This is a genomic window from Pseudomonas sp. Eth.TT006 (genome assembly GCF_054456575.1).
This window is the reverse complement of the sequence record NZ_JBTJEN010000016.1, coordinates 1-22,580: the sequence shown is the minus strand read 5'-3', so window position 1 is coordinate 22,580 and position 22,580 is coordinate 1. Positions and strand designations below refer to the sequence as shown.

The window sequence follows — 22,580 nt, the reverse complement described above, 5'->3', positions numbered from 1 at the left end:
GCACCCCTTCCTTACTCAGCACTGCTGCTGAAATCGAGATCTTGGCCTGGCTGAAGGGAGATAACTGCCTTCTTCCAGTCATTACGCTTGCCCAGACCGCGAGCAGTGCGCTTGCTCTTACCCAGAACGTTCAGGGTAGTGACGCGCTCTACTTTCACGCTGAACAGGCTTTCGACGGCCTTCTTGATTTCCAGCTTGGTTGCATCAGTAGCAACCTTGAAAACGAACTGGCCTTTCTTGTCTGCCAGAACCGTAGCCTTCTCGGAAACGTGCGGGCCAAGCAGAACTTTAAATACGCGTTCCTGGTTCATCCCAGCAGCTCCTCGAATTTCTTCACGGCCGACACGGTGATCAACACCTTGTCGTATGCGATCAGACTAACTGGATCGGAACCTTGCACGTCACGTACATCTACGTGTGGCAGGTTGCGAGCAGCCAGGTACAGGTTCTGATCAACAGCGTCCGACACGATCAGAACGTCGGTCAGGCTCATGTTGTTCAGCTTGCCCAGCAGATCTTTGGTTTTCGGAGTTTCAACAGCGAAATCCTGAACCACGACCAGACGATCAGTACGCACCAGCTCAGCAAGGATGGAACGCATTGCTGCGCGATACATCTTCTTGTTCAGCTTCTGGGAGTGATCCTGTGGACGAGCTGCGAAAGTGGTACCGCCGCCACGCCAGATTGGGCTACGGATAGTACCGGCACGAGCACGGCCAGTACCTTTCTGACGCCATGGGCGCTTGCCGCCACCACGAACGTCGGAACGGGTCTTCTGCTGCTTGCTACCTTGACGGCCGCCGGCCATGTAGGCCACGACTGCTTGGTGAACCAGCGTCTCGTTGAATTCGCCGCCAAATGTCAGTTCGGAAACTTCGATCGCTTGAGCGTCATTTACATTTAATTGCATGTCAGCTTCCCCTTAACCGCGAGCCTTGGCTGCTGGACGTACAACCAGGTTGCCGCCAGTAGCGCCAGGAACAGCGCCCTTGACCAACAACAGATTGCGTTCAGCGTCCACGCGCACTACTTCCAGGGACTGCACGGTCACGCGCTCAGCGCCCATATGACCGGACATTTTTTTGCCCTTGAATACACGACCAGGAGTCTGGCACTGGCCGATAGAGCCTGGGACGCGGTGGGATACGGAGTTACCGTGGGTGTTATCTTGCCCGCGGAAATTCCAACGCTTGATCGTACCCTGGAAGCCTTTACCCTTGGACTGACCGGTTACATCAACCAGTTGACCAGCGGCAAAGATTTCAGCGTTGATCAGATCGCCAGCCTGGTACTCGCCTTCTTCAAGACGGAATTCCATGGTGGTACGACCAGCGGCAACGTTCGCCTTGGCGAAGTGGCCAGCCTGAGCTGCTGTTACACGCGAAGCGCGACGCTCGCCGACAGTGACTTGCACTGCACGATAGCCATCGGTCTCTTCAGTTTTGAACTGGGTGACGCGATTCGGCTCGATCTCAATGACCGTGACCGGAATGGAGACACCTTCTTCGGTGAAAATACGGGTCATACCGCATTTACGACCGACTACACCAATAGTCATGTTGTAAACCTCATGAGTGTACGGGGCTTTCACCCGCTATGGCCGCCCATTTCAGAGCGTTACACGACCAAGACCGAGTCTTAGCCGAGGCTGATCTGCACTTCCACACCGGCCGCAAGATCAAGCTTCATAAGAGCATCAACGGTTTTATCCGTTGGCTGGACGATGTCCAGAACGCGCTTATGAGTGCGGATCTCGTACTGGTCACGCGCGTCTTTGTTGACGTGCGGGGAAACCAGAACGGTGAACCGCTCTTTACGGGTAGGCAGTGGAATTGGACCACGCACTTGAGCACCAGTACGTTTCGCGGTTTCCACGATTTCCTGGGTTGATTGGTCGATCAGGCGATGGTCGAAAGCCTTCAACCTGATACGGATTTGCTGATTTTGCATTGGATTTCAGACTCCGGCTGCTATTCCCACCGGGCGCAATACGCCCGTTAAAAGGAGGCGCAATTCTATAGACGCCCCAGATAGGTGTCAACCCAATAAAAAAGCCCCCGCTGAGCGGGGGCTTTTTCAATCCATCAAGCAGACTCTATAAAAGAGATTACTCGATGATTTTGGCTACGACGCCAGCGCCGACGGTACGACCGCCTTCACGGATAGCGAAACGCAGACCGTCTTCCATCGCGATGGTTTTGATCAGGGTAACAGTCATCTGAATGTTGTCACCTGGCATTACCATTTCAACGCCTTCTGGCAGCTCGCAGTTACCAGTCACGTCAGTAGTACGGAAGTAGAACTGTGGACGGTAGCCTTTGAAGAACGGAGTGTGACGACCGCCTTCTTCCTTGCTCAGAACGTAAACTTCTGCGGTGAACTTGGTGTGCGGCTTAACCGAACCCGGCTTAACCAGAACCTGGCCACGCTCAACGTCGTCACGTTTGGTACCACGCAGCAGAACGCCGCAGTTCTCGCCAGCACGACCTTCGTCGAGCAGCTTGCGGAACATTTCAACACCGGTGCAAGTAGTAACGGTGGTGTCACGCAGACCAACGATTTCCAGCGGATCCTGAACGCGAACGATACCGCGCTCGATACGACCAGTCACAACAGTACCGCGACCCGAGATCGAGAATACGTCTTCGATTGGCATCAGGAACGGCTTGTCGATCATACGAACTGGTTCTGGAATGTAGCTGTCCAGAGTTTCAACCAGTTTCTTGACGGCAGTGGTGCCCATCTCGTTGTCGTCTTTGCCTTCCAGCGCCATACGAGCCGAACCGATGATGATCGGAGTGTCGTCGCCTGGGAAGTCGTAGGTGGACAGCAGGTCGCGAACTTCCATCTCAACCAGTTCCAGCAGCTCAGCGTCGTCTACCAGGTCAGCCTTGTTCAGGAAAACCACGATGTACGGAACGCCTACCTGACGGGACAGCAGGATGTGCTCACGGGTTTGTGGCATCGGACCATCAGCGGCCGAGCAAACCAGAATCGCGCCGTCCATCTGAGCAGCACCGGTGATCATGTTCTTCACATAGTCAGCGTGACCTGGGCAGTCAACGTGAGCGTAGTGACGGATCAGCGAGTTGTACTCAACGTGTGCGGTGTTGATGGTGATACCGCGAGCTTTTTCTTCTGGAGCGCTGTCGATCTTGTCGAATTCAACTACGGCCGAACCGAAAACTTCGGAGCAGACGCGAGTCAGAGCAGCGGTCAGAGTGGTTTTACCGTGGTCAACGTGACCAATGGTGCCAACGTTTACGTGCGGTAACGAACGATCAAATTTTTCTTTAGCCACGACAATTAACTCCTAGCCTAAAGGGGCTGAATCAGCCTTGTTTTTTGGTTACGGATTCGACGATGTGCGACGGAGCCGTATCGTATTTTTTGAATTCCATAGAGTAGCTTGCGCGACCCTGAGACATGGAACGAACGTCGGTCGCATAACCGAACATTTCACCCAGTGGAACCTCGGCACGGATAACCTTGCCGGACACTGTGTCTTCCATACCCTGGATCATGCCGCGACGACGGTTAAGGTCGCCCATCACATCACCCATATAGTCTTCAGGCGTAACAACCTCTACCGCCATGATCGGCTCGAGCAACTCACCACCGCCCTTCTGGGCCAGTTGCTTGGTCGCCATGGAAGCAGCCACCTTGAACGCCATCTCGTTGGAGTCGACGTCGTGGTAAGAACCATCGAACACGGTAGCCTTCAGGCCGATCAGCGGATAGCCGGCAACAACGCCGTTCTTCATCTGCTCTTCGATACCCTTCTGGATAGCCGGGATGTATTCCTTAGGAACCACACCACCTACAACTTCGTTCACGAATTGCAGACCTTCCTGACCTTCGTCAGCAGGAGCAAAACGGATCCAGCAGTGACCGAACTGGCCACGACCGCCGGACTGACGAACGAACTTGCCTTCGATTTCGCAGTTCTTCGTGATGCGCTCACGGTACGAAACTTGAGGCTTACCGATGTTGGCTTCGACGTTGAACTCACGGCGCATCCGGTCAACCAGGATGTCCAGGTGCAGCTCGCCCATGCCGGAGATGATCGTTTGACCAGTCTCTTCATCAGTCTTAACGCGGAAAGACGGGTCTTCCTGAGCCAGCTTGCCCAGAGCGATACCCATTTTTTCCTGGTCATCCTTGGTCTTAGGCTCTACGGCAACCGAAATAACCGGCTCCGGGAAGTCCATGCGAACCAGGATGATTGGCTTGTCAGCGTTGCAGAGGGTTTCACCAGTGGTGACGTCCTTCATGCCGATCAGGGCCGCGATGTCACCAGCGCGTACTTCCTTGATCTCTTCACGGGCGTTTGCGTGCATTTGCACCATACGGCCCACGCGCTCTTTCTTGCCTTTGACCGAGTTGATTACGCCGTCGCCGGAGTTCAACACGCCCGAGTAAACGCGGACGAAGGTCAAGGTACCCACGAATGGGTCGGTAGCGATTTTGAACGCCAGTGCCGCGAACGGCTCGTCGTCACTTGCGTGACGCTCCATTTCCTCTTCCTCGTTATCAGGGTTCGAGCCCTTGATAGCAGGAATGTCGGTTGGAGCAGGCAGGAAGTCGATAACGGCGTCGAGAACCAGGGGAACGCCCTTGTTCTTGAACGACGAACCGCAAACAGCCAGAACGATTTCGCCAGCGATAGTGCGCTGACGCAGAGCGGCCTTGATCTCTTCGATCGACAGCTCTTCGCCTTCCAGGTACTTGTTCATCAGCTCTTCGCTGGCTTCGGCAGCAGCCTCAACCATGTTGCTACGCCACTCGGTGGCCAGCTCGAGCATGTCCGCAGGGATTTCCTTGCGAACAGGAACCATACCCTTGTCAGAGTCGTTCCAGTAAACAGCTTGCATGTTGATCAGGTCGATCTGGCCCTGGAAGTTATCTTCCGAACCGATAGCCAGCTGGATCGGCACCGGAGTGTGACCCAGACGCTGTTTGATCTGACCGATCACGCGCAGGAAGTTGGCACCAGCACGGTCCATCTTGTTTACATAAACAAGACGTGGAACGCCGTATTTGTTGGCTTGACGCCATACGGTTTCCGACTGCGGCTCAACACCCGAAGTACCGCAGAACACAACGACAGCGCCGTCGAGTACGCGCAGGGAACGTTCAACTTCAATGGTGAAGTCTACGTGGCCCGGGGTATCGATTACGTTGAAGCGGTGCTCATGCGGGTACTGCTTCTCGGAACCTTTCCAGAAGGCGGTGATTGCAGCAGAAGTAATGGTAATACCACGCTCCTGCTCCTGCACCATCCAGTCTGTGGTCGCGGCGCCATCATGCACCTCGCCCATTTTGTGACTTTTGCCGGTGTAAAACAGGACGCGCTCGGTGGTGGTGGTTTTACCAGCATCCACGTGAGCGACGATACCGATGTTACGGTAGCGGCTAATCGGAGTAGTACGAGCCATAAAGCCCTCGCAAAATTAGTGAAGCTAAAATTAGAAGCGGTAGTGCGAGAAAGCTTTGTTGGCTTCAGCCATACGGTGCACGTCTTCACGCTTCTTAACAGCAGCACCTTTACCTTCAGCAGCATCCAGCAGTTCGCCAGCCAAACGCAGAGCCATAGACTTCTCGCCACGCTTACGGGCGAAGTCTACCAACCAGCGCATTGCCAGAGCGTTACGACGGGAAGGACGAACCTCGACCGGAACCTGGTAAGTAGCACCACCAACGCGGCGCGACTTCACTTCGACCAGCGGAGCGATGGCGTCGAGTGCTTTTTCGAAGAGTTCCAGGGGATCGGTGCCAGCCTTACGGGTCGCAACGGTTTCCAGGGCACCATAAACGATACGCTCGGCAACGGCTTTCTTGCCGCTTTCCATAACGTGGTTCATGAATTTGGCGAGGATCTGGCTTCCGTATTTCGGATCGTCCAGAATCTCACGCTTTGCTGCTACGCGACGTCTTGGCATGATAAGCCCTCAAGCGGTCTTCAGGTTAGCTCGGGACAGATCCAGAGGATTCGCGCCCGACCTTACTCTTATCGACTCAATAAAATGAAAATCTGCAAAGCGGCCGATTACTTCGGACGCTTGGTACCGTACTTCGAACGACCCTGGTTACGGCCTTTAACGCCGGAAGTATCCAAGGAGCCGCGAACGGTGTGGTAACGAACACCTGGCAAGTCTTTTACACGACCGCCGCGGATCAGTACCACGCTGTGCTCTTGCAGGTTGTGGCCTTCACCACCGATGTACGAGGAAACCTCGAAACCGTTGGTCAGACGCACACGGCATACTTTACGCAGTGCCGAGTTAGGTTTTTTCGGCGTAGTGGTGTACACACGAGTGCACACGCCACGACGTTGCGGGCAGTTCTGCAGCGCAGGCACGTCGGATTTCTCGACGATACGCTTACGCGGCTGACGTACCAGCTGGTTGATAGTTGCCATCTACTAGCTCCACTGTTGTCTTGCGACGCTATTGTCTTGCAAGAAAAGCAAAATGGCAGGAACGAATTCCCGCCAAATTTAGGGGATCAAGAGTCTAAAGAGGATCTTGTCCCCAGTCAAGGCAAGGCCCCGACCTCCCCGCTCGTCGAACCTTGACAATTTGTCTCGATTCGACGAACGGAGCGATCAGGGCCTCAGCTCATTTACCGCAGAACTCAGTTACCGCTCGAGTTCAGCGCTTCGGTCAGTGCAGCTTCCACTTCACTGGCGCTTACGCGCAACGGTTTGTCAGCATCACGGCGACGCTTGCGCTCGCTGTGATAAGCCAGACCGGTACCGGCCGGGATCAGACGACCCACGACCACGTTTTCTTTCAGGCCGCGCAGGTAATCGCGCTTGCCGGTGACTGCCGCTTCGGTCAGTACGCGAGTGGTTTCCTGGAAGGAAGCCGCCGAGATGAACGATTCGGTGGACAACGACGCCTTGGTGATACCCAGCAGAACGCGAGTGAACTTGGAGACAAATTTGTCTTCCGCGCTCAGACGCTCGTTCTCTACCAGCACGTGAGTCAGTTCCATCTGGTCGCCCTTGATGAAGCTGGAATCGCCGGACTCGGAGATCTCAACTTTACGCAGCATCTGACGCAGAATGGTCTCGATGTGCTTGTCGTTGATCTTCACGCCTTGCAGACGATAAACGTCCTGGATCTCGTTCACGATGTACTTGGCCAGCGCGCTCACACCCAGCAGACGCAGGATGTCGTGCGGATCGCTTGGACCGTCGGAGATAACTTCGCCGCGGTTTACCTGTTCGCCTTCGAACACGTTCAGGTGACGCCACTTCGGAATCAGCTCTTCATACGGATCACTACCGTCGTTCGGGGTGATAACCAGACGGCGCTTGCCCTTGGTCTCTTTACCGAACGCGATGGTGCCGCTGACTTCAGCCAGAATCGACGCTTCTTTCGGACGACGGGCTTCGAACAAGTCGGCAACACGTGGCAGACCACCGGTGATGTCACGGGTTTTCGAAGTTTCTTGCGGGATACGCGCAATAACATCACCGATCGCGATCTTCGCACCGTCCGCAACACCGACCAGGGCGTTGGCTGGCAGGAAGTACTGAGCGATAACGTCAGTGCCTGGCAGCAACAGATCCTTGCCGTTGTCGTCGACCATCTTCACTGCAGGACGGATTTCCTTGCCGGCAGCTGGACGATCTTTCGCGTCAAGTACTTCAATGTTGGTCATACCGGTCAATTCGTCAGTCTGACGCTTGATCGTGATGCCTTCTTCCATGCCCACGTAGGTCACGGTACCTTTCATTTCGGTAACGATCGGGTGAGTGTGCGGATCCCACTTGGCCACGATTGCGCCAGCGTCGACCTTGTCACCTTCTTTAACCGAAATCACGGCGCCGTACGGCAGCTTGTAACGCTCGCGCTCACGACCGAAGTCATCAGCGATTGCCAGCTCACCGGAACGGGACACAGCAACCAGGTGGCCATCCACACGCTCAACGTGCTTCAGGTTGTGCAGACGGACGGTACCGCCATTCTTCACCTGAACGCTGTCGGCTGCGGAAGTACGGCTTGCCGCACCACCGATGTGGAACGTACGCATCGTCAGCTGGGTACCCGGCTCACCGATGGACTGGGCAGCGATAACGCCGACCGCTTCACCGATGTTCACCTGGTGACCACGAGCCAGATCACGGCCGTAGCACTTGGCGCAAATGCCATAGCGGGTTTCGCAGCTGATCGGCGAACGCACGATCACTTCGTCGATGCTGTTCAGCTCGATGAACTCGACCCACTTCTCGTCTACCAGAGTACCGGCAGGAACGATGACGTCCTCGGTGCCTGGCTTGAATACGTCACGGGCAATAACACGACCCAATACGCGCTCACCCAACGGTTCTACAACGTCACCGCCTTCAATGTGCGGAGTCATCAGCAGACCGTGTTCGGTGCCGCAATCGATCTCGGTTACAACCAGATCCTGCGCCACGTCTACCAGACGACGAGTCAGGTAACCGGAGTTCGCAGTTTTCAACGCGGTATCCGCCAGACCTTTACGAGCACCGTGAGTCGAGATGAAGTACTGGAGTACGCTCAGACCTTCACGGAAGTTCGCAGTAATCGGCGTTTCAATGATGGAACCGTCCGGCTTGGCCATCAGACCACGCATACCGGCCAGCTGACGAATCTGTGCTGCGGAACCCCGCGCACCCGAGTCGGCCATCATGTACATCGAGTTGAAGGACTCTTGGTCGACTTCGTCGCCGTGACGGTCGATGACTTTCTCTTTCGAGAGGTTGGCCATCATCGCCTTGGAAACTTCGTCGTTCGCCTTCGACCAAAGGTCGATCACTTTGTTGTACTTCTCGCCCTGGGTTACCAGGCCGGAGGCGTACTGGCTCTCGATCTCTTTAACTTCGTCGGTAGCAGCACCGATGATGCGGGCTTTTTCATCCGGGATAACGAAGTCGTTAACACCGATGGAAACGCCGGAGATGGTCGAGTAAGCGAAACCGGTGTACATCAACTGGTCAGCGAAGATCACGGTCTCTTTCAGACCAACCACGCGGTAGCACTGGTTGATCAGCTTGGAGATCGCCTTTTTCTTCATCGGCAGGTTGACGACATCGTACGACAGACCTTTTGGCACAACCTGGAACAGCAGCGCACGGCCGACGGTGGTGTCGACGATACGAGTGTTGCTCACGCTGTTGCCGTCACGGTCGTTGACGGTTTCGTTGATGCGAACCTTGACCTTGGCGTGCAGTGCGGCTTCGCCGGCACGGAACACACGGTCGACTTCCTGCAGATCTGCGAATACACGACCTTCACCCTTGGCGTTGATCGCTTCACGAGTCATGTAGTACAGACCCAATACAACGTCCTGCGAAGGAACGATGATTGGCTCACCGTTGGCTGGCGACAGAATGTTGTTGGTCGACATCATCAACGCGCGCGCTTCGAGCTGGGCTTCCAGCGTCAGCGGTACGTGCACGGCCATCTGGTCGCCGTCGAAGTCGGCGTTGTACGCGGCGCAGACCAGCGGGTGCAGCTGAATAGCCTTACCTTCGATCAGTACCGGTTCAAACGCCTGGATACCCAGACGGTGAAGGGTCGGTGCACGGTTGAGAAGAACCGGGTGTTCGCGAATCACTTCAGCGAGAACGTCCCAAACCTCTGGCAGTTCGCGCTCGACCATTTTCTTGGCTGCTTTGATGGTGGTCGCCAGACCACGCATTTCCAGCTTGCCGAAAATGAACGGCTTGAACAGCTCGAGAGCCATCTTCTTCGGCAGACCGCACTGGTGCAGACGCAGGGTCGGGCCTACGGTAATTACCGAACGACCGGAGTAGTCAACACGCTTACCGAGCAAGTTCTGACGGAAACGACCCTGTTTACCCTTGATCATGTCAGCCAGGGATTTCAGAGGACGCTTGTTCGAACCGGTGATAGCGCGGCCACGACGACCGTTGTCGAGCAGTGCATCGACAGCTTCCTGCAACATACGCTTTTCGTTGCGCACGATGATGTCCGGAGCGGACAGATCCAGCAGGCGCTTCAAACGGTTGTTACGGTTGATCACTCGACGATACAGATCGTTGAGGTCGGAAGTCGCGAAACGACCGCCGTCCAGCGGGACCAGTGGACGCAGGTCTGGCGGCAGAACCGGCAGAACGGTCAGCACCATCCACTCTGGCAGGTTGCCGGAACCCTGGAAGGCTTCCATCAACTTCAGACGCTTGGACAGCTTCTTGATCTTGGTTTCCGAGTTGGTTTGCGGAATCTCTTCGCGCAGACGGCCAATCTCGTGCTCCAGGTCGATAGCGTGCAGCAGTTCACGGACAGCTTCGGCACCCATACGGGCATCGAAATCGTCGCCGAACTCTTCCAGCGCTTCGAAGTACTGCTCGTCGTTCAGCAGCTGACCTTTTTCAAGGGTGGTCATGCCTGGATCGATAACGACATAGCTCTCGAAGTAGAGAACGCGTTCGATATCACGCAGGGTCATGTCCATCAGCAGGCCGATACGGGACGGCAGCGATTTCAGGAACCAGATGTGAGCAACCGGCGAAGCCAGTTCGATGTGCGCCATGCGCTCACGACGAACCTTGGCCAGTGCAACTTCAACGCCGCACTTCTCGCAGATCACACCACGGTGCTTCAAGCGCTTGTACTTACCGCACAGGCACTCGTAATCCTTTACCGGGCCAAAGATCTTGGCGCAGAACAGACCGTCACGCTCAGGTTTGAACGTACGGTAGTTGATGGTTTCCGGCTTTTTAACTTCACCGAACGACCACGAGCGGATCATCTCAGGCGAGGCCAATCCGATACGGATGGCGTCGAACTCTTCGACTTGACCCTGGTTTTTCAGCAAATTCAGTAGGTCTTTCAAGGCCTTTCCTCCTGGCGGAGCAGAGAGCGGGCAATCCTGCCCCGCTCTCGATCGCGTCACGTGTTATTCGGTTTCCAGATCGATATCGATGCCGAGGGAACGAATTTCCTTGATCAACACGTTGAAGGACTCGGGCATGCCCGGCTCCATACGGTGATCGCCATCCACGATGTTTTTGTACATCTTGGTACGGCCGTTCACATCGTCCGACTTCACTGTGAGCATTTCTTGCAGAGTGTAAGCGGCACCGTATGCTTCCAGTGCCCAGACCTCCATCTCCCCGAAACGCTGACCACCGAACTGCGCCTTACCACCCAGCGGCTGCTGGGTAACCAGGCTGTACGAACCGGTAGAACGCGCGTGCATCTTGTCGTCTACCAAGTGGTTCAGCTTCAGCATGTACATGTAGCCAACGGTAACTGGACGCTCGAACTTGTTGCCGGTACGGCCGTCAGTCAGCTGCATCTGGCCGCTTTCCGGCAGGTCTGCCAGTTTCAGCATGGCCTTGATTTCGCTTTCCTTGGCACCGTCGAACACTGGAGTGGCCATTGGAACACCGCCACGCAGGTTCTTCGCCAGATCCAGGATTTCCTGATCGGAGAAGCTGTCCAGATCTTCGTTACGACCGCCGATCTGGTTGTAGATCTCGTCGAGGAAGGTACGCAGTTCAGCGACTTTACGCTGCTCTTCGACCATCCGGTTGATCTTCTCGCCCAGGCCTTTGGCCGCGAGGCCCAAGTGGGTTTCAAGGATCTGACCAACGTTCATACGCGAAGGTACGCCCAGCGGGTTGAGGACCACGTCGACCGGGGTGCCATTGGCATCGTGCGGCATGTCTTCAACCGGCATGATCACGGAGACCACACCCTTGTTACCGTGACGACCGGCCATCTTGTCGCCCGGCTGGATGCGACGCCGGATTGCCAGGTAAACCTTGACGATTTTCAGCACGCCTGGAGCCAGGTCGTCGCCCTGCTGCAGTTTGCGCTTCTTGTCTTCGAACTTGTCGTCCAGCAGACGGCGACGATCAACGATGTAAGCCTGAGCCTTCTCGAGCTGCTCGTTCAGAGCATCTTCAGCCATGCGCAGTTTGAACCACTGACCATGCTCAAGACCGTCGAGTACTTCGTCGGTGATGTCCTGACCTTTCTTCAGACCGGCGCCGCCTTCGGCCTTGTGGCCGACCAGAGCGGAGCGCAGACGTTCGAAGGTTGCGCCTTCAACGATACGGAACTCTTCGTTCAGATCCTTGCGGATCTCGTCCAGCTGGGACTTCTCGATCGACAGAGCACGAGCATCACGCTCTACACCATCACGGGTGAAGACCTGTACGTCGATGACAGTACCTTTGGTGCCAGTCGGCACGCGCAGGGAGGTGTCTTTAACGTCGCTGGCTTTTTCACCGAAGATCGCACGCAGCAGTTTTTCTTCCGGAGTCAGTTGGGTCTCGCCTTTCGGAGTGACCTTACCTACCAGGATGTCGCCTGCGCCGACTTCAGCACCCACGTAAACGATACCGGCTTCGTCCAGCTTGTTCAGTGCAGCCTCACCCACGTTCGGGATGTCCGCAGTGATTTCCTCTGGGCCAAGCTTGGTGTCACGGGCCACACAGGTCAGTTCCTGAATGTGGATCGTGGTGAAACGGTCTTCCTGAACCACACGCTCGGACAGGCAGATGGAGTCTTCGAAGTTGAAGCCGTTCCATGCCATGAACGCGATGCGCATGTTCTGACCCAGTGCCAGCTCACCCATGTCGGTGGACGGGCCGTCGGCCATGATGTCGCTGCGCTGAACGCGATCACCCTTGCTCACCAGCGGACGCTGGTTGATGCAGGTGTTCTGGTTCGAGCGGGTATACTTGGTCAGGTTGTAGATGTCGACACCCGCTTCGCCGGGTTCAACTTCGTCATCAGCAACACGAACCACGATACGGCTGGCGTCGACGGAGTCGATCACGCCACCACGACGAGCCACGACGCAAACGCCGGAGTCACGGGCTACGTTACGCTCCATGCCGGTACCTACCAGCGGCTTGTCAGCACGCAGGGTTGGTACAGCTTGACGCTGCATGTTCGAACCCATCAACGCACGGTTGGCGTCGTCGTGCTCGAGGAACGGAATCAGCGACGCTGCAACCGAAACTACCTGCTTCGGCGAAACGTCCATCAAGGTGACTTCTTCTGGCGCCTTGACGGTGAACTCGTTCAGGTGACGTACGGCTACCAGTTCGTCGATCAGGACTTTCTGGTCGTTCATGGTCGCCGAAGCCTGCGCGATCACGTGATCGGCCTCTTCAATGGCGGACAGGAACACGATCTCGTCGGTGACCACACCCTCTTTCACCACACGGTACGGGCTTTCCAGGAAGCCGTACTGGTTGGTGCGAGCGTATGCAGCCAGGGAGTTGATCAGACCGATGTTCGGACCTTCCGGCGTTTCAATCGGGCATACACGACCGTAGTGAGTCGGGTGTACGTCACGGACTTCAAAGCCCGCGCGCTCACGAGTCAGACCGCCAGGGCCGAGTGCAGAGACGCGACGCTTGTGGGTGATCTCGGACAGCGGGTTGTTCTGGTCCATGAATTGCGAGAGCTGGCTGGAACCGAAGAACTCTTTCACCGCCGCAGCCACTGGCTTGGCGTTGATCAGGTCTTGCGGCATCAGGCCTTCGCTTTCGGCCATCGACAGACGCTCTTTGACCGCACGCTCAACCCGTACCAGGCCAACGCGGAACTGGTTCTCGGCCATTTCGCCTACGCAGCGAACACGACGGTTACCCAGGTGGTCGATGTCATCGACGATGCCTTTACCGTTACGGATGTCGACCAGAGTCTTCAGTACCGCGACGATGTCTTCCTTGCACAGCACGCCCGAACCTTCGATCTCGGTACGACCGATACGACGGTTGAACTTCATCCGGCCGACCGCAGACAGGTCATAGCGCTCAGGGCTGAAGAACAGGTTGTTGAACAGGGTTTCGGCAGCGTCTTTGGTTGGCGGCTCGCCTGGACGCATCATGCGATAGATCTCGACCAGCGCTTCCAATTGGTTGCTGGTGGAGTCGATCTTCAGCGTGTCGGAGATGAACGGACCGCAGTCGATATCGTTGGTGTACAGAGTTTCGATGCGAACAACGCCGGCCTTGGCAATTTTTGCCAGGACTTCAGTGTTCAGCTCGGTGTTGCACTCTGCCAGGATTTCGCCGGTAGCCGGGTGCACAATGACCTTGGCGGTCGTACGGCCCAGGACGTAGTCCAGAGGTACTTCCAGGGTCTTGATGCCAGCTTTTTCGATCTGGTTGATGTGGCGCGCGGTAATACGGCGGCCTGCTTCAACAATGACCTTGCCCTTCTCGTCCTGAATGTCCAGAACCGCGATTTCACCACGCAGGCGCGATGGCACCAGTTCCAGGCTGAGGGTTTCGCCGCTCAGGTGGAAAACGTTGGTGGTGTAGAACGCGTCCAGCACTTCTTCAGTGGTATAGCCGAGCGCGCGCAGCAGTACCGATGCCGGCAGTTTGCGACGACGGTCGATACGCACGAATACGCAGTCTTTCGGGTCGAACTCGAAGTCCAGCCACGAACCGCGGTAAGGAATGATGCGCGCGGAGTACAGCAGTTTGCCGGAGCTATGCGTCTTGCCGCGGTCGTGGTCGAAGAACACGCCCGGGGAACGGTGCAGCTGGGAAACGATTACACGCTCGGTACCGTTGATTACGAAGGTACCGTTCTCGGTCATCAGGGGAATTTCACCCATGTAGACTTCTTGCTCTTTGATGTCCTTGATCGCTTTGTTCGACGATTCTTTGTCGAAAATGATCAGGCGCACTTTTACCCGCAAAGGTACGGCGAAAGTTACACCGCGCAATACGCATTCTTTGACATCAAATGCCGGTTCGCCCAGGCGATAACCGACGTACTCCAGCGCAGCATTGCCGGAGTAGCTGATGATCGGGAAAACGGATTTGAAGGCCGCATGCAGGCCCACGTCGCGGAACTGATCTTTAGTCGCTCCCGCTTGCAAGAATTCACGATACGAATCCAGCTGGATGGCCAGGAGGTACGGCACATCCATGACGTCCGGCAACTTGCTAAAGTCCTTGCGGATACGTTTTTTCTCAGTATATGAGTAAGCCATCAGCGTTCCCCAGCTTGGTCACCTGCTTGTTTGGCCCCTCCCGACGGGAGCAGCCAGAAAATCGTGCAAACCCCATGGTTTGCGCCACCGCATCGGGTGGTTACAGCGCCTTTATCAGCACCGACCCAGTCGGCTGCCAATAACGGAAAAAGGCCGGTGGCAAGAGCCACCAGCCATCAGCCTGTCGCTTGACGCTCGGGCTGGAGGAGCAAAGTCGATACTTATTTCAGTTCGACTTTAGCGCCTGCTTCTTCCAGCTTCTTCTTGGCGTCTTCAGCAGCTTCTTTCGAAACGCCTTCAGCTACAACCTGAGGAGCGCCGTCTACTTTCTCTTTGGCTTCTTTCAGGCCCAGACCGGTCAGTTCACGAACTGCCTTGATCACGTTAACCTTCTTCTCGCCAGCTTCCAGCAGAACAACGTTGAACTCGGTTTGCTCTTCAACAACAGCGGCAGCAGCAGCTGGACCAGCCGAAGCAGCAGCAGCGGTAACACCGAAGGTTTCTTCCATCGCTTTGATCAGCTCAACGATTTCCACTACGGATTTCTGGCCGATTGCTTCGATGATTTGTTCGTTAGTCAGAGACATGACTCAATTCCTGAATTGGGGGACGGCCTACGCGACCATCGAAATAAACAAAAAACGCGAGAAGTTGACGAGCCTTAGGCTGCGGCTGCTTCTTTCTGGTCGCGAATTGCCGCCAGAGTACGAGCCAATTTGCTGGTAGCGCCTTGAATCACGCTCATCAGCTGAGAAATTGCTTCGTCACGGGTCGGCAGAGTTGCCAGTACGTCGATCTGATTAGCTGCGAGGAACTTGCCCTCGAACGCAGCTGCCTTGATCTCGAACTTGTCCTGACCCTTGGCAAACTCTTTGAAGATACGGGCAGCAGCGCCCGGATGTTCGTTCGAGAATGCAATCAGGGTCGGGCCGGTGAACACGTCGTTGAGAACACTGTATTCAGTGTCAGCAACAGCGCGCTTGAGCAGGGTGTTACGTACAACACGTACGTAAACGCCAGCTTCACGAGCCTCTTTACGGAGTCCGGTCATTGCGCCTACTGTTACGCCACGGGCATCAACCACGACAGCGGACAGAGCGACTTTGGCAGCCTCGTTGACTTCAGCGACGATGGCCTTCTTGTCTTCGAGATTAATTGCCACGGGTTTAACTCCTGCTTGTTACCGTTTCACTCGGTCGAAACCGAATGTCGTTTTGGTGTCTGATTCGGTAAGGAACCGGGAGCACCATCTGCGTAGGCTTATGGTTTAAGACTTGCGTCGCCTACGGTCTTGGATAGCCCCCGCCAGGCAGGGACCCCAATCTTTCAATTGGCACGTTCAAACGCGCCAACCTTTGTCTTACGCGTCCAGCGAGCTCTGGTCGATGACCAGACCTGGGCCCATGGTGGTGCTCAGGGTAACGCGCTTGACGTAGATACCTTTCGAAGAAGCTGGCTTGATACGCTTCAGATCAGCGATCAGGGCTTCAACGTTTTCCTTCAGCTTGACGGCATCGAAGCCGATCTTGCCAACGGAAGTGTGGATGATGCCGTTTTTGTCGGTGCGATAACGAACCTGACCAGCCTTGGCGTTTTTAACCGCGGTGGCTACGTCTGGAGTAACAGTGCCGACTTTCGGGTTAGGCATCAGACCACGTGGACCGAGGATCTGACCCAGCTGACCTACAACGCGCATGGCATCCGGGGATGCGATGACTACGTCATAGTTCAGGTCGCCGCCTTTCATTTCGGCAGCCAGGTCGTCCATACCTACACGGTCAGCGCCGGCAGCCAGAGCGGCTTCAGCAGCTGGACCCTGGGTGAACACAGCAACGCGAACAGTCTTGCCAGTGCCGTGTGGCAGCACAGTAGCGCTACGAACAACCTGGTCGGATTTACGCGGGTCTACACCCAGGTTTACAGCAACGTCGAACGACTCGCTGAACTTGACAGTCGACAGCTCAGCCAGCAGAGCAGCAGCGTCTACAATGTTGTAGGCCTTGCCTGCTTCGATTTTGCCGGCGATAGCCTTTTGACGCTTGGTCAGCTTAGCCATTACACACCCTCCACGTTAAGGCCCATGCTACGAGCAGAACCGGCGATAGTACGCACGGCTGCATCCATATCAGCTGCAGTCAGATCCGCGTTTTTGGTTTTCGCGATCTCTTCCAGCTGAGCACGGGTAACAGTGCCAACCTTAACGGTGTTCGGACGAGCGGAGCCGCTGGTCAGACCGGCCGCCTTCTTCAGCAGAACCGAAGCAGGGGTGGATTTGGTTTCGAAAGTAAAGCTGCGGTCGCTGTAGACAGTGATGATCACTGGAGTCGGCAGACCTGCTTCAAGACCCTGAGTACGGGCGTTGAAAGCCTTGCAGAACTCCATGATGTTCACGCCGTGCTGACCCAGGGCAGGACCAACAGGTGGACTTGGGTTAGCCTGAGCGGCCTTCACTTGCAGCTTGATGTAAGCGGTAATCTTCTTGGCCATGAGGCACTCCAATTACGGGTTCGAACGCCTCGAAAGGCTCCCCGGTTACTTGCGCGTTTATCCCAGTGACGACAAAACCCCACAGCCTAGGGCTGCGGGGTTGGGATGCTTGCTCAGTTAGACCTTTTCGACCTGACTGAACTCCAACTCCACCGGAGTAGAGCGACCGAAAATGAGAACTGCCACCTGGACACGACTCTTTTCGTAGTTAACTTCTTCGACAGTGCCATTAAAGTCAGCGAATGGGCCATCGGTAACGCGAACCACTTCACCTGGCTCAAACAGAGTCTTCGGCTTCGGCTTATCGCTACCATCGGCAACGCGACGCAGAATGGCTTCTGCTTCTTTGTCGGTGATCGGAGCTGGCTTGTCGGCGGTACCGCCGATGAAGCCCATCACCCGAGGAGTATCCTTGACCAAGTGCCAAGTACCCTCGTTCATATCCATCTGTACCAGCACATAGCCTGGGAAGAACTTGCGTTCGCTTTTGCGCTTCTGGCCATTACGCATTTCAACCACTTCTTCAGTGGGAACCAGAATTTCGCCGAAGCCATCTTCCATGCCAGCCAGCTTTACGCGCTCAATCAGCGAGCGCATGACATGCTTCTCGTAACCCGAGTAAGCATGCACAACGTACCAACGCTTAGCCACGGGACACCCTTAGCCGACAATCAAGGAAACAAGCCAGCCGAGCAGGGAATCAAGCCCCCACAACAGCAACGCCATAACCAAAACCACAGCAACAACGATCAACGTGGTTTGCGTGGTTTCCTGGCGAGTTGGCCATACGACTTTACGAATCTCGGTGCGAGCTTCCTTAACCAGTACAAAGAACGACTTGCCCTTTGCAGTCTGCAGGCCTACAAAGGCAGCTACAGCAGCAATGACGAGCAAAGCGAGTACACGGTACAGGATCGGCGAAGCAGCGTAATACTGATTGCCAACAACGCCAACAACTACCAAAGCAACTACTACAAGCCACTTGAGCAGGTCGAAGCGAGAGCCTTGAGCTTCAGCTTTAGGAGTCATCTATGAAGATCCTGTGAAAAGAAAGCCAGACACACCAAGTGAATCTGGCAGGTCAGGAGGGAATCGAACCCCCAACCTACGGTTTTGGAGACCGTCGCTCTGCCAATTGAGCTACTGACCTAAAACAAAATCAGGCCGACCATTATGCCGGCCCGAAAAATACATTACAACCGCTTATTCGATGATTTTGGCTACGACACCGGCGCCGACGGTACGACCGCCTTCACGGATAGCGAAACGCAGACCGTCTTCCATCGCGATGGTTTTGATCAGGGTAACAGTCATCTGAATGTTGTCACCTGGCATTACCATTTCAACGCCTTCTGGCAGCTCGCAGTTACCAGTCACGTCAGTAGTACGGAAGTAGAACTGTGGACGGTAGCCTTTGAAGAACGGAGTGTGACGACCGCCTTCTTCCTTGCTCAGAACGTAAACTTCTGCGGTGAACTTGGTGTGCGGCTTAACCGAACCCGGCTTAACCAGAACCTGGCCACGCTCAACGTCGTCACGTTTGGTACCACGCAGCAGAACGCCGCAGTTCTCGCCAGCACGACCTTCGTCGAGCAGCTTGCGGAACATTTCAACACCGGTGCAAGTAGTAACGGTGGTGTCACGCAGACCAACGATTTCCAGCGGATCCTGAACGCGAACGATACCGCGCTCGATACGACCAGTCACAACAGTACCGCGACCCGAGATCGAGAATACGTCTTCGATTGGCATCAGGAACGGCTTGTCGATCATACGAACTGGTTCTGGAATGTAGCTGTCCAGAGTTTCAACCAGTTTCTTGACGGCAGTGGTGCCCATCTCGTTGTCGTCTTTGCCTTCCAGCGCCATACGAGCCGAACCGATGATGATCGGAGTGTCGTCGCCTGGGAAGTCGTAGGTGGACAGCAGGTCGCGAACTTCCATCTCAACCAGTTCCAGCAGCTCAGCGTCGTCTACCAGGTCAGCCTTGTTCAGGAAAACCACGATGTACGGAACGCCTACCTGACGGGACAGCAGGATGTGCTCACGGGTTTGTGGCATCGGACCATCAGCGGCCGAGCAAACCAGAATCGCGCCGTCCATCTGGGCAGCACCGGTGATCATGTTCTTCACATAGTCAGCGTGACCTGGGCAGTCAACGTGAGCGTAGTGACGGATCAGCGAGTTGTACTCAACGTGTGCGGTGTTGATGGTGATACCGCGAGCTTTTTCTTCTGGAGCGCTGTCGATCTTGTCGAATTCAACTACGGCCGAACCGAAAACTTCGGAGCAGACGCGAGTCAGAGCAGCGGTCAGAGTGGTTTTACCGTGGTCAACGTGACCAATGGTCCCAACGTTGACGTGGGGCAGGGAACGATCAAATTTTTCCTTAGCCATCGATAACACCCTCAACAGAAGAATTAGACGAACGATATCTACCATTAAAACAAAGGCAGATATTTTCATATCTGCCTTGTTATATGGAGCTCTTGAGCGGATTTGAACCGCTGACCTCACCCTTACCAAGGGTGTGCTCTACCAACTGAGCTACAAGAGCGCAACGCTTTGCACAACCTGCAAACTTGGAGCGGGTAGCGGGAATCGAACCCGCATCATCAGCTTGGAAGGCTGAGGTTCTACCACTAAACTATACCCGCGGAGCTTGCAGCTCACGCTAAAAATGGTGGAGGGGGAAGGATTCGAACCTTCGAAGTCGTAGACGTCAGATTTACAGTCTGATCCCTTTGGCCGCTCGGGAACCCCTCCTAAGCGAGCCGGCATTCTATACTACGCCGGCCTTCTGTCAAGCATTTTCTCAATAAAAACTTGAGGTTAGCTGCGTTGACACTGCTTCACTTTGATCACCTGTTTAGGTGTTCGCTGTGGAGCGGGCGCCATTCTATGCAAACTAATCCAACGGTGCAACCCCCTCACACAGCATTATTTTATGTTTTAACTCATTGAATTCCTTGGAAAGGTTCTGCAACTGCACATCCCCCAATAAACGCTGGCTTTCGGGCGCTATGCGCAACCAGTAACCGGGCTCGGGTAGATCCTTTTGCGATGATTGAGCCTTCACATTCAGAGCCAGCAGGCGCTGCTGCAGCGAAGAAATACCCTCTTCTCGAGCTAAACCACCCAAGAACAGACAATCCTGCTCCGCACGCCGCGCGCCCTGTCCTTCTCGAGAATCGCCACCAGCCTCACTAAGCAAACGAATGTCTTGCTGGGATCCGCGGTACATACTTAAGGGGGTGACATCCTTTGCACGCAAGGGCGCTTCCTGCTGATGCCAGACGTAATAGAACACATTGAGAACAATAAGCAGCAGGAACAACCAACGCATACAAACCTCAAGACAAAGGACACGCCATGGCCAACCCGACAAAGACCAGATCGGGGACGACCCTGGCTTCAGGCACAACATCTGCAACCAATCCAGCGTCACCACCCGTAATAAAAACAGAGAAAGCCTCCCCCCAGTAGGAGCGGGCCAGCTCCATCTGGGTCAGGACGAAACCTCTCAACATTAACGAACATCCCCGCTCGACCGCCTCAACGGTGCTGCGCCCTGGGGCATGGCTCATAAGAGCTCGCTCGGCGGCCAGGTCTCCATAACGGATATTGCGAGTGTGGGTTCGCAATTGATTTCGCATCAATGGCATACCTGGACAAATGAACCCTCCCAAGTGATCCCCCTTAGCATCAATGAAGTCCGCTGTTACAGCAGTGCCGAAATCAAGGATCAGACATGCGCCTGAAGCCAAGTGAAAACCGCCCAGCATTGCAAGCCAACGATCGAGCCCTAAACGCTCGTACTCGTCATAGCCGTTGCGGACACCGGACATTTCCTTTGCTGGTTTGGCACATACGACTAATACGCCGAATGCCTGCTCGAGAGTCCGCGTCAATGCCGTGGTTTCTTCACTCGTCCTGACACTGACCATGCGACAGTTTCGTAGCGAAAGGCCGTCAAATGTACGCAAGCTCTCCACTAAGGCCTGATCCGAGTCGACAACACCCTCCGCAAACAGACCTCCGGCATCCGTATTCAACACGCGCCATTTGATAAAGCTATTCCCACAGTCGAGCTCAAGAATCATTACGCAACCTCAGGCTGAGCTCACCACCACTGAATACCTTTTCCACGCCACCCACCTTCAAGCGCAGCGCACCTTGGCTATCGATACCGAGCACTACACCTTCTATATGGTTAGCGCCGGCAATCAACGAAACCGGACGCCCCTGCCACAGATGGTCCTTCTCCCACTCGCCCTGGAGTGCCGAAAAACCATCCGCCTGATGGCGCTGAATATAACCGACCAGCATTTCGTTCAGCTCTGCCACCAACACGTTGCGATCGCAGCTTTTTCCGGTCTCAAGCCGCATTGACGTCCATTGCTGATCGACCTCGTCTGCAATCTGCATGTTCACGTTAATGCCTATGCCCAGTACGACGTGACAAACATCTGCAGGATCGCCTACGAGTTCCAAAAGAATACCGGCAATTTTTTTGTTTCCGACCAATACATCGTTGGGCCATTTCAGTCCAGCTCCCGATACCCCAAGCTTTCGCAGCGTATGCATAACTGCCAGACCGACCACAAGACTCAGTCCCTCGAGCTGGCGTATACCACCTTCGATACGCAGAACCAGGCTGTAATACAGATTTTCTGCAAAGGGGCTTACCCATTTGCGCCCCCTGCGCCCTCGACCGGAAATCTGCCGCTCTGCCAACACCAGGAACGGCGCCGTGCAACCTTGATTGATCGCGCGCAGCGCCTCTGCATTGGTGGAGTCAATGGTGTCAAAGACTGTCATCGGCCAAATAGGCGCCAAGGTGCCGATACCGAGAGGATCAAGTAGAGTCAGGGGGGTAGTCAGTTGGTAGCCTCGCCCCCGAACCTTATTAATGGACAAGCCGAGCTCAGCCTCAAGATGTTGAAGTTGCTTCCATACAGCACTTCGACTGATACCCAGAGCAAGCCCCAGAGCCTGACCAGAATGGAATCGACCATCCTTTAAAAGATTCAACAACGTCAGCATGCAGGTCTCGCCTCACAATGAGGCCCGAATAATAGCCATGAGCAGGGCGATTGCATAGAAATCAAGCAAACCAC

Annotated in this window: 20 protein-coding genes and 4 tRNA genes; all 24 read right to left on the bottom strand. The window is 55.3% G+C overall.

Going from position 1 to position 22,580, the window contains the following annotated elements:
* Positions 1-11 precede the first annotated feature (11 nt).
* The gene (gene rplW / locus ACXR0M_RS22395; RefSeq protein ID WP_002555488.1) at positions 12-311 is read right to left on the bottom strand and encodes a 50S ribosomal protein L23; all 300 of its coding nucleotides are present in this window, start codon (positions 309-311) and stop codon (positions 12-14) included.
* On the bottom strand, positions 308-910 hold the full coding sequence (gene rplD / locus ACXR0M_RS22390) for a 50S ribosomal protein L4 (protein WP_003228735.1): 603 nt from the start codon (positions 908-910) through the stop codon (positions 308-310). Before rplD ends, rplW begins: the two co-directional genes overlap by 4 nt.
* A gap of 12 nt (positions 911-922) precedes the next feature.
* Positions 923-1,558, bottom strand: coding sequence for a 50S ribosomal protein L3 (gene rplC, locus ACXR0M_RS22385; RefSeq protein WP_003228738.1), 636 nt, complete (start codon positions 1,556-1,558; stop codon positions 923-925).
* A gap of 80 nt (positions 1,559-1,638) precedes the next feature.
* Positions 1,639-1,950, bottom strand: coding sequence for a 30S ribosomal protein S10 (gene rpsJ, locus ACXR0M_RS22380; RefSeq protein ID WP_003186070.1), 312 nt, complete (start codon positions 1,948-1,950; stop codon positions 1,639-1,641).
* Between the two features lie 157 nt (positions 1,951-2,107).
* On the bottom strand, positions 2,108-3,301 hold the full coding sequence (tuf, locus tag ACXR0M_RS22375; RefSeq protein WP_095122212.1) for an elongation factor Tu: 1,194 nt from the start codon (positions 3,299-3,301) through the stop codon (positions 2,108-2,110).
* A 31-nt stretch (positions 3,302-3,332) separates the two neighbouring features.
* Positions 3,333-5,438 (bottom strand): elongation factor G, encoded by a 2,106-nt coding sequence (fusA, locus tag ACXR0M_RS22370; RefSeq protein WP_007962223.1) that lies wholly within the window; start codon positions 5,436-5,438, stop codon positions 3,333-3,335.
* A 30-nt stretch (positions 5,439-5,468) separates the two neighbouring features.
* Positions 5,469-5,942, bottom strand: a complete 474-nt coding sequence (gene rpsG, locus ACXR0M_RS22365) for a 30S ribosomal protein S7 (RefSeq protein ID WP_007916467.1) — start codon at positions 5,940-5,942, stop codon at positions 5,469-5,471.
* A gap of 107 nt (positions 5,943-6,049) precedes the next feature.
* Positions 6,050-6,421 carry a 30S ribosomal protein S12 gene (rpsL, locus tag ACXR0M_RS22360; protein ID WP_003186084.1) on the bottom strand — a complete coding sequence of 124 codons (372 nt, stop codon included), beginning with the start codon at positions 6,419-6,421 and terminating at the stop codon, positions 6,050-6,052.
* A gap of 215 nt (positions 6,422-6,636) precedes the next feature.
* A complete protein-coding gene (gene rpoC / locus ACXR0M_RS22355; RefSeq protein ID WP_027614261.1) occupies positions 6,637-10,836 on the bottom strand; it encodes a DNA-directed RNA polymerase subunit beta' in 4,200 nt (1,399 codons plus the stop codon).
* A 63-nt stretch (positions 10,837-10,899) separates the two neighbouring features.
* Positions 10,900-14,973 (bottom strand): DNA-directed RNA polymerase subunit beta, encoded by a 4,074-nt coding sequence (gene rpoB / locus ACXR0M_RS22350; RefSeq protein ID WP_458833887.1) that lies wholly within the window; start codon positions 14,971-14,973, stop codon positions 10,900-10,902.
* 221 nt (positions 14,974-15,194) lie between these two features.
* Positions 15,195-15,560, bottom strand: a complete 366-nt coding sequence (gene rplL, locus ACXR0M_RS22345) for a 50S ribosomal protein L7/L12 (protein ID WP_003228750.1) — start codon at positions 15,558-15,560, stop codon at positions 15,195-15,197.
* Between the two features lie 74 nt (positions 15,561-15,634).
* Complete coding sequence (gene rplJ, locus ACXR0M_RS22340; protein WP_003228752.1) at positions 15,635-16,135, bottom strand: 50S ribosomal protein L10; 501 nt, start codon at positions 16,133-16,135, stop codon at positions 15,635-15,637.
* A 198-nt stretch (positions 16,136-16,333) separates the two neighbouring features.
* Positions 16,334-17,029, bottom strand: coding sequence for a 50S ribosomal protein L1 (rplA, locus tag ACXR0M_RS22335; protein WP_003228754.1), 696 nt, complete (start codon positions 17,027-17,029; stop codon positions 16,334-16,336).
* Positions 17,029-17,460 (bottom strand): 50S ribosomal protein L11, encoded by a 432-nt coding sequence (gene rplK / locus ACXR0M_RS22330; RefSeq protein ID WP_003228756.1) that lies wholly within the window; start codon positions 17,458-17,460, stop codon positions 17,029-17,031. Before rplK ends, rplA begins: the two co-directional genes overlap by 1 nt.
* A gap of 117 nt (positions 17,461-17,577) precedes the next feature.
* Positions 17,578-18,111: a transcription termination/antitermination protein NusG gene (nusG, locus tag ACXR0M_RS22325; RefSeq protein ID WP_025113545.1), complete on the bottom strand. Its 534-nt coding sequence runs from the start codon at positions 18,109-18,111 to the stop codon at positions 17,578-17,580.
* A gap of 9 nt (positions 18,112-18,120) precedes the next feature.
* Positions 18,121-18,489 (bottom strand): preprotein translocase subunit SecE, encoded by a 369-nt coding sequence (secE, locus tag ACXR0M_RS22320; protein ID WP_064589465.1) that lies wholly within the window; start codon positions 18,487-18,489, stop codon positions 18,121-18,123.
* 45 nt (positions 18,490-18,534) lie between these two features.
* Positions 18,535-18,610 (bottom strand) — tRNA-Trp (locus ACXR0M_RS22315).
* A gap of 53 nt (positions 18,611-18,663) precedes the next feature.
* Positions 18,664-19,857: an elongation factor Tu gene (gene tuf, locus ACXR0M_RS22310; RefSeq protein WP_095122212.1), complete on the bottom strand. Its 1,194-nt coding sequence runs from the start codon at positions 19,855-19,857 to the stop codon at positions 18,664-18,666.
* A gap of 84 nt (positions 19,858-19,941) precedes the next feature.
* Positions 19,942-20,017, bottom strand: a tRNA-Thr gene (locus ACXR0M_RS22305).
* Positions 20,018-20,043: 26 nt separating this feature from the next.
* A tRNA-Gly gene (locus tag ACXR0M_RS22300) sits at positions 20,044-20,117 on the bottom strand.
* Positions 20,118-20,141: 24 nt separating this feature from the next.
* Positions 20,142-20,226, bottom strand: a tRNA-Tyr gene (locus ACXR0M_RS22295).
* Positions 20,227-20,368: 142 nt separating this feature from the next.
* A complete protein-coding gene (locus tag ACXR0M_RS22290; RefSeq protein ID WP_458833886.1) occupies positions 20,369-20,806 on the bottom strand; it encodes a hypothetical protein in 438 nt (145 codons plus the stop codon).
* A 7-nt stretch (positions 20,807-20,813) separates the two neighbouring features.
* Positions 20,814-21,563, bottom strand: a complete 750-nt coding sequence (locus ACXR0M_RS22285; protein ID WP_458833885.1) for a pantothenate kinase — start codon at positions 21,561-21,563, stop codon at positions 20,814-20,816.
* Entirely contained in the window at positions 21,553-22,506 is a 954-nt protein-coding gene (birA, locus tag ACXR0M_RS22280) for a bifunctional biotin--[acetyl-CoA-carboxylase] ligase/biotin operon repressor BirA (RefSeq protein WP_458833884.1), read from the bottom strand. Before birA ends, ACXR0M_RS22285 begins: the two co-directional genes overlap by 11 nt.
* Between the last annotated feature and the right edge of the window lie 74 nt (positions 22,507-22,580).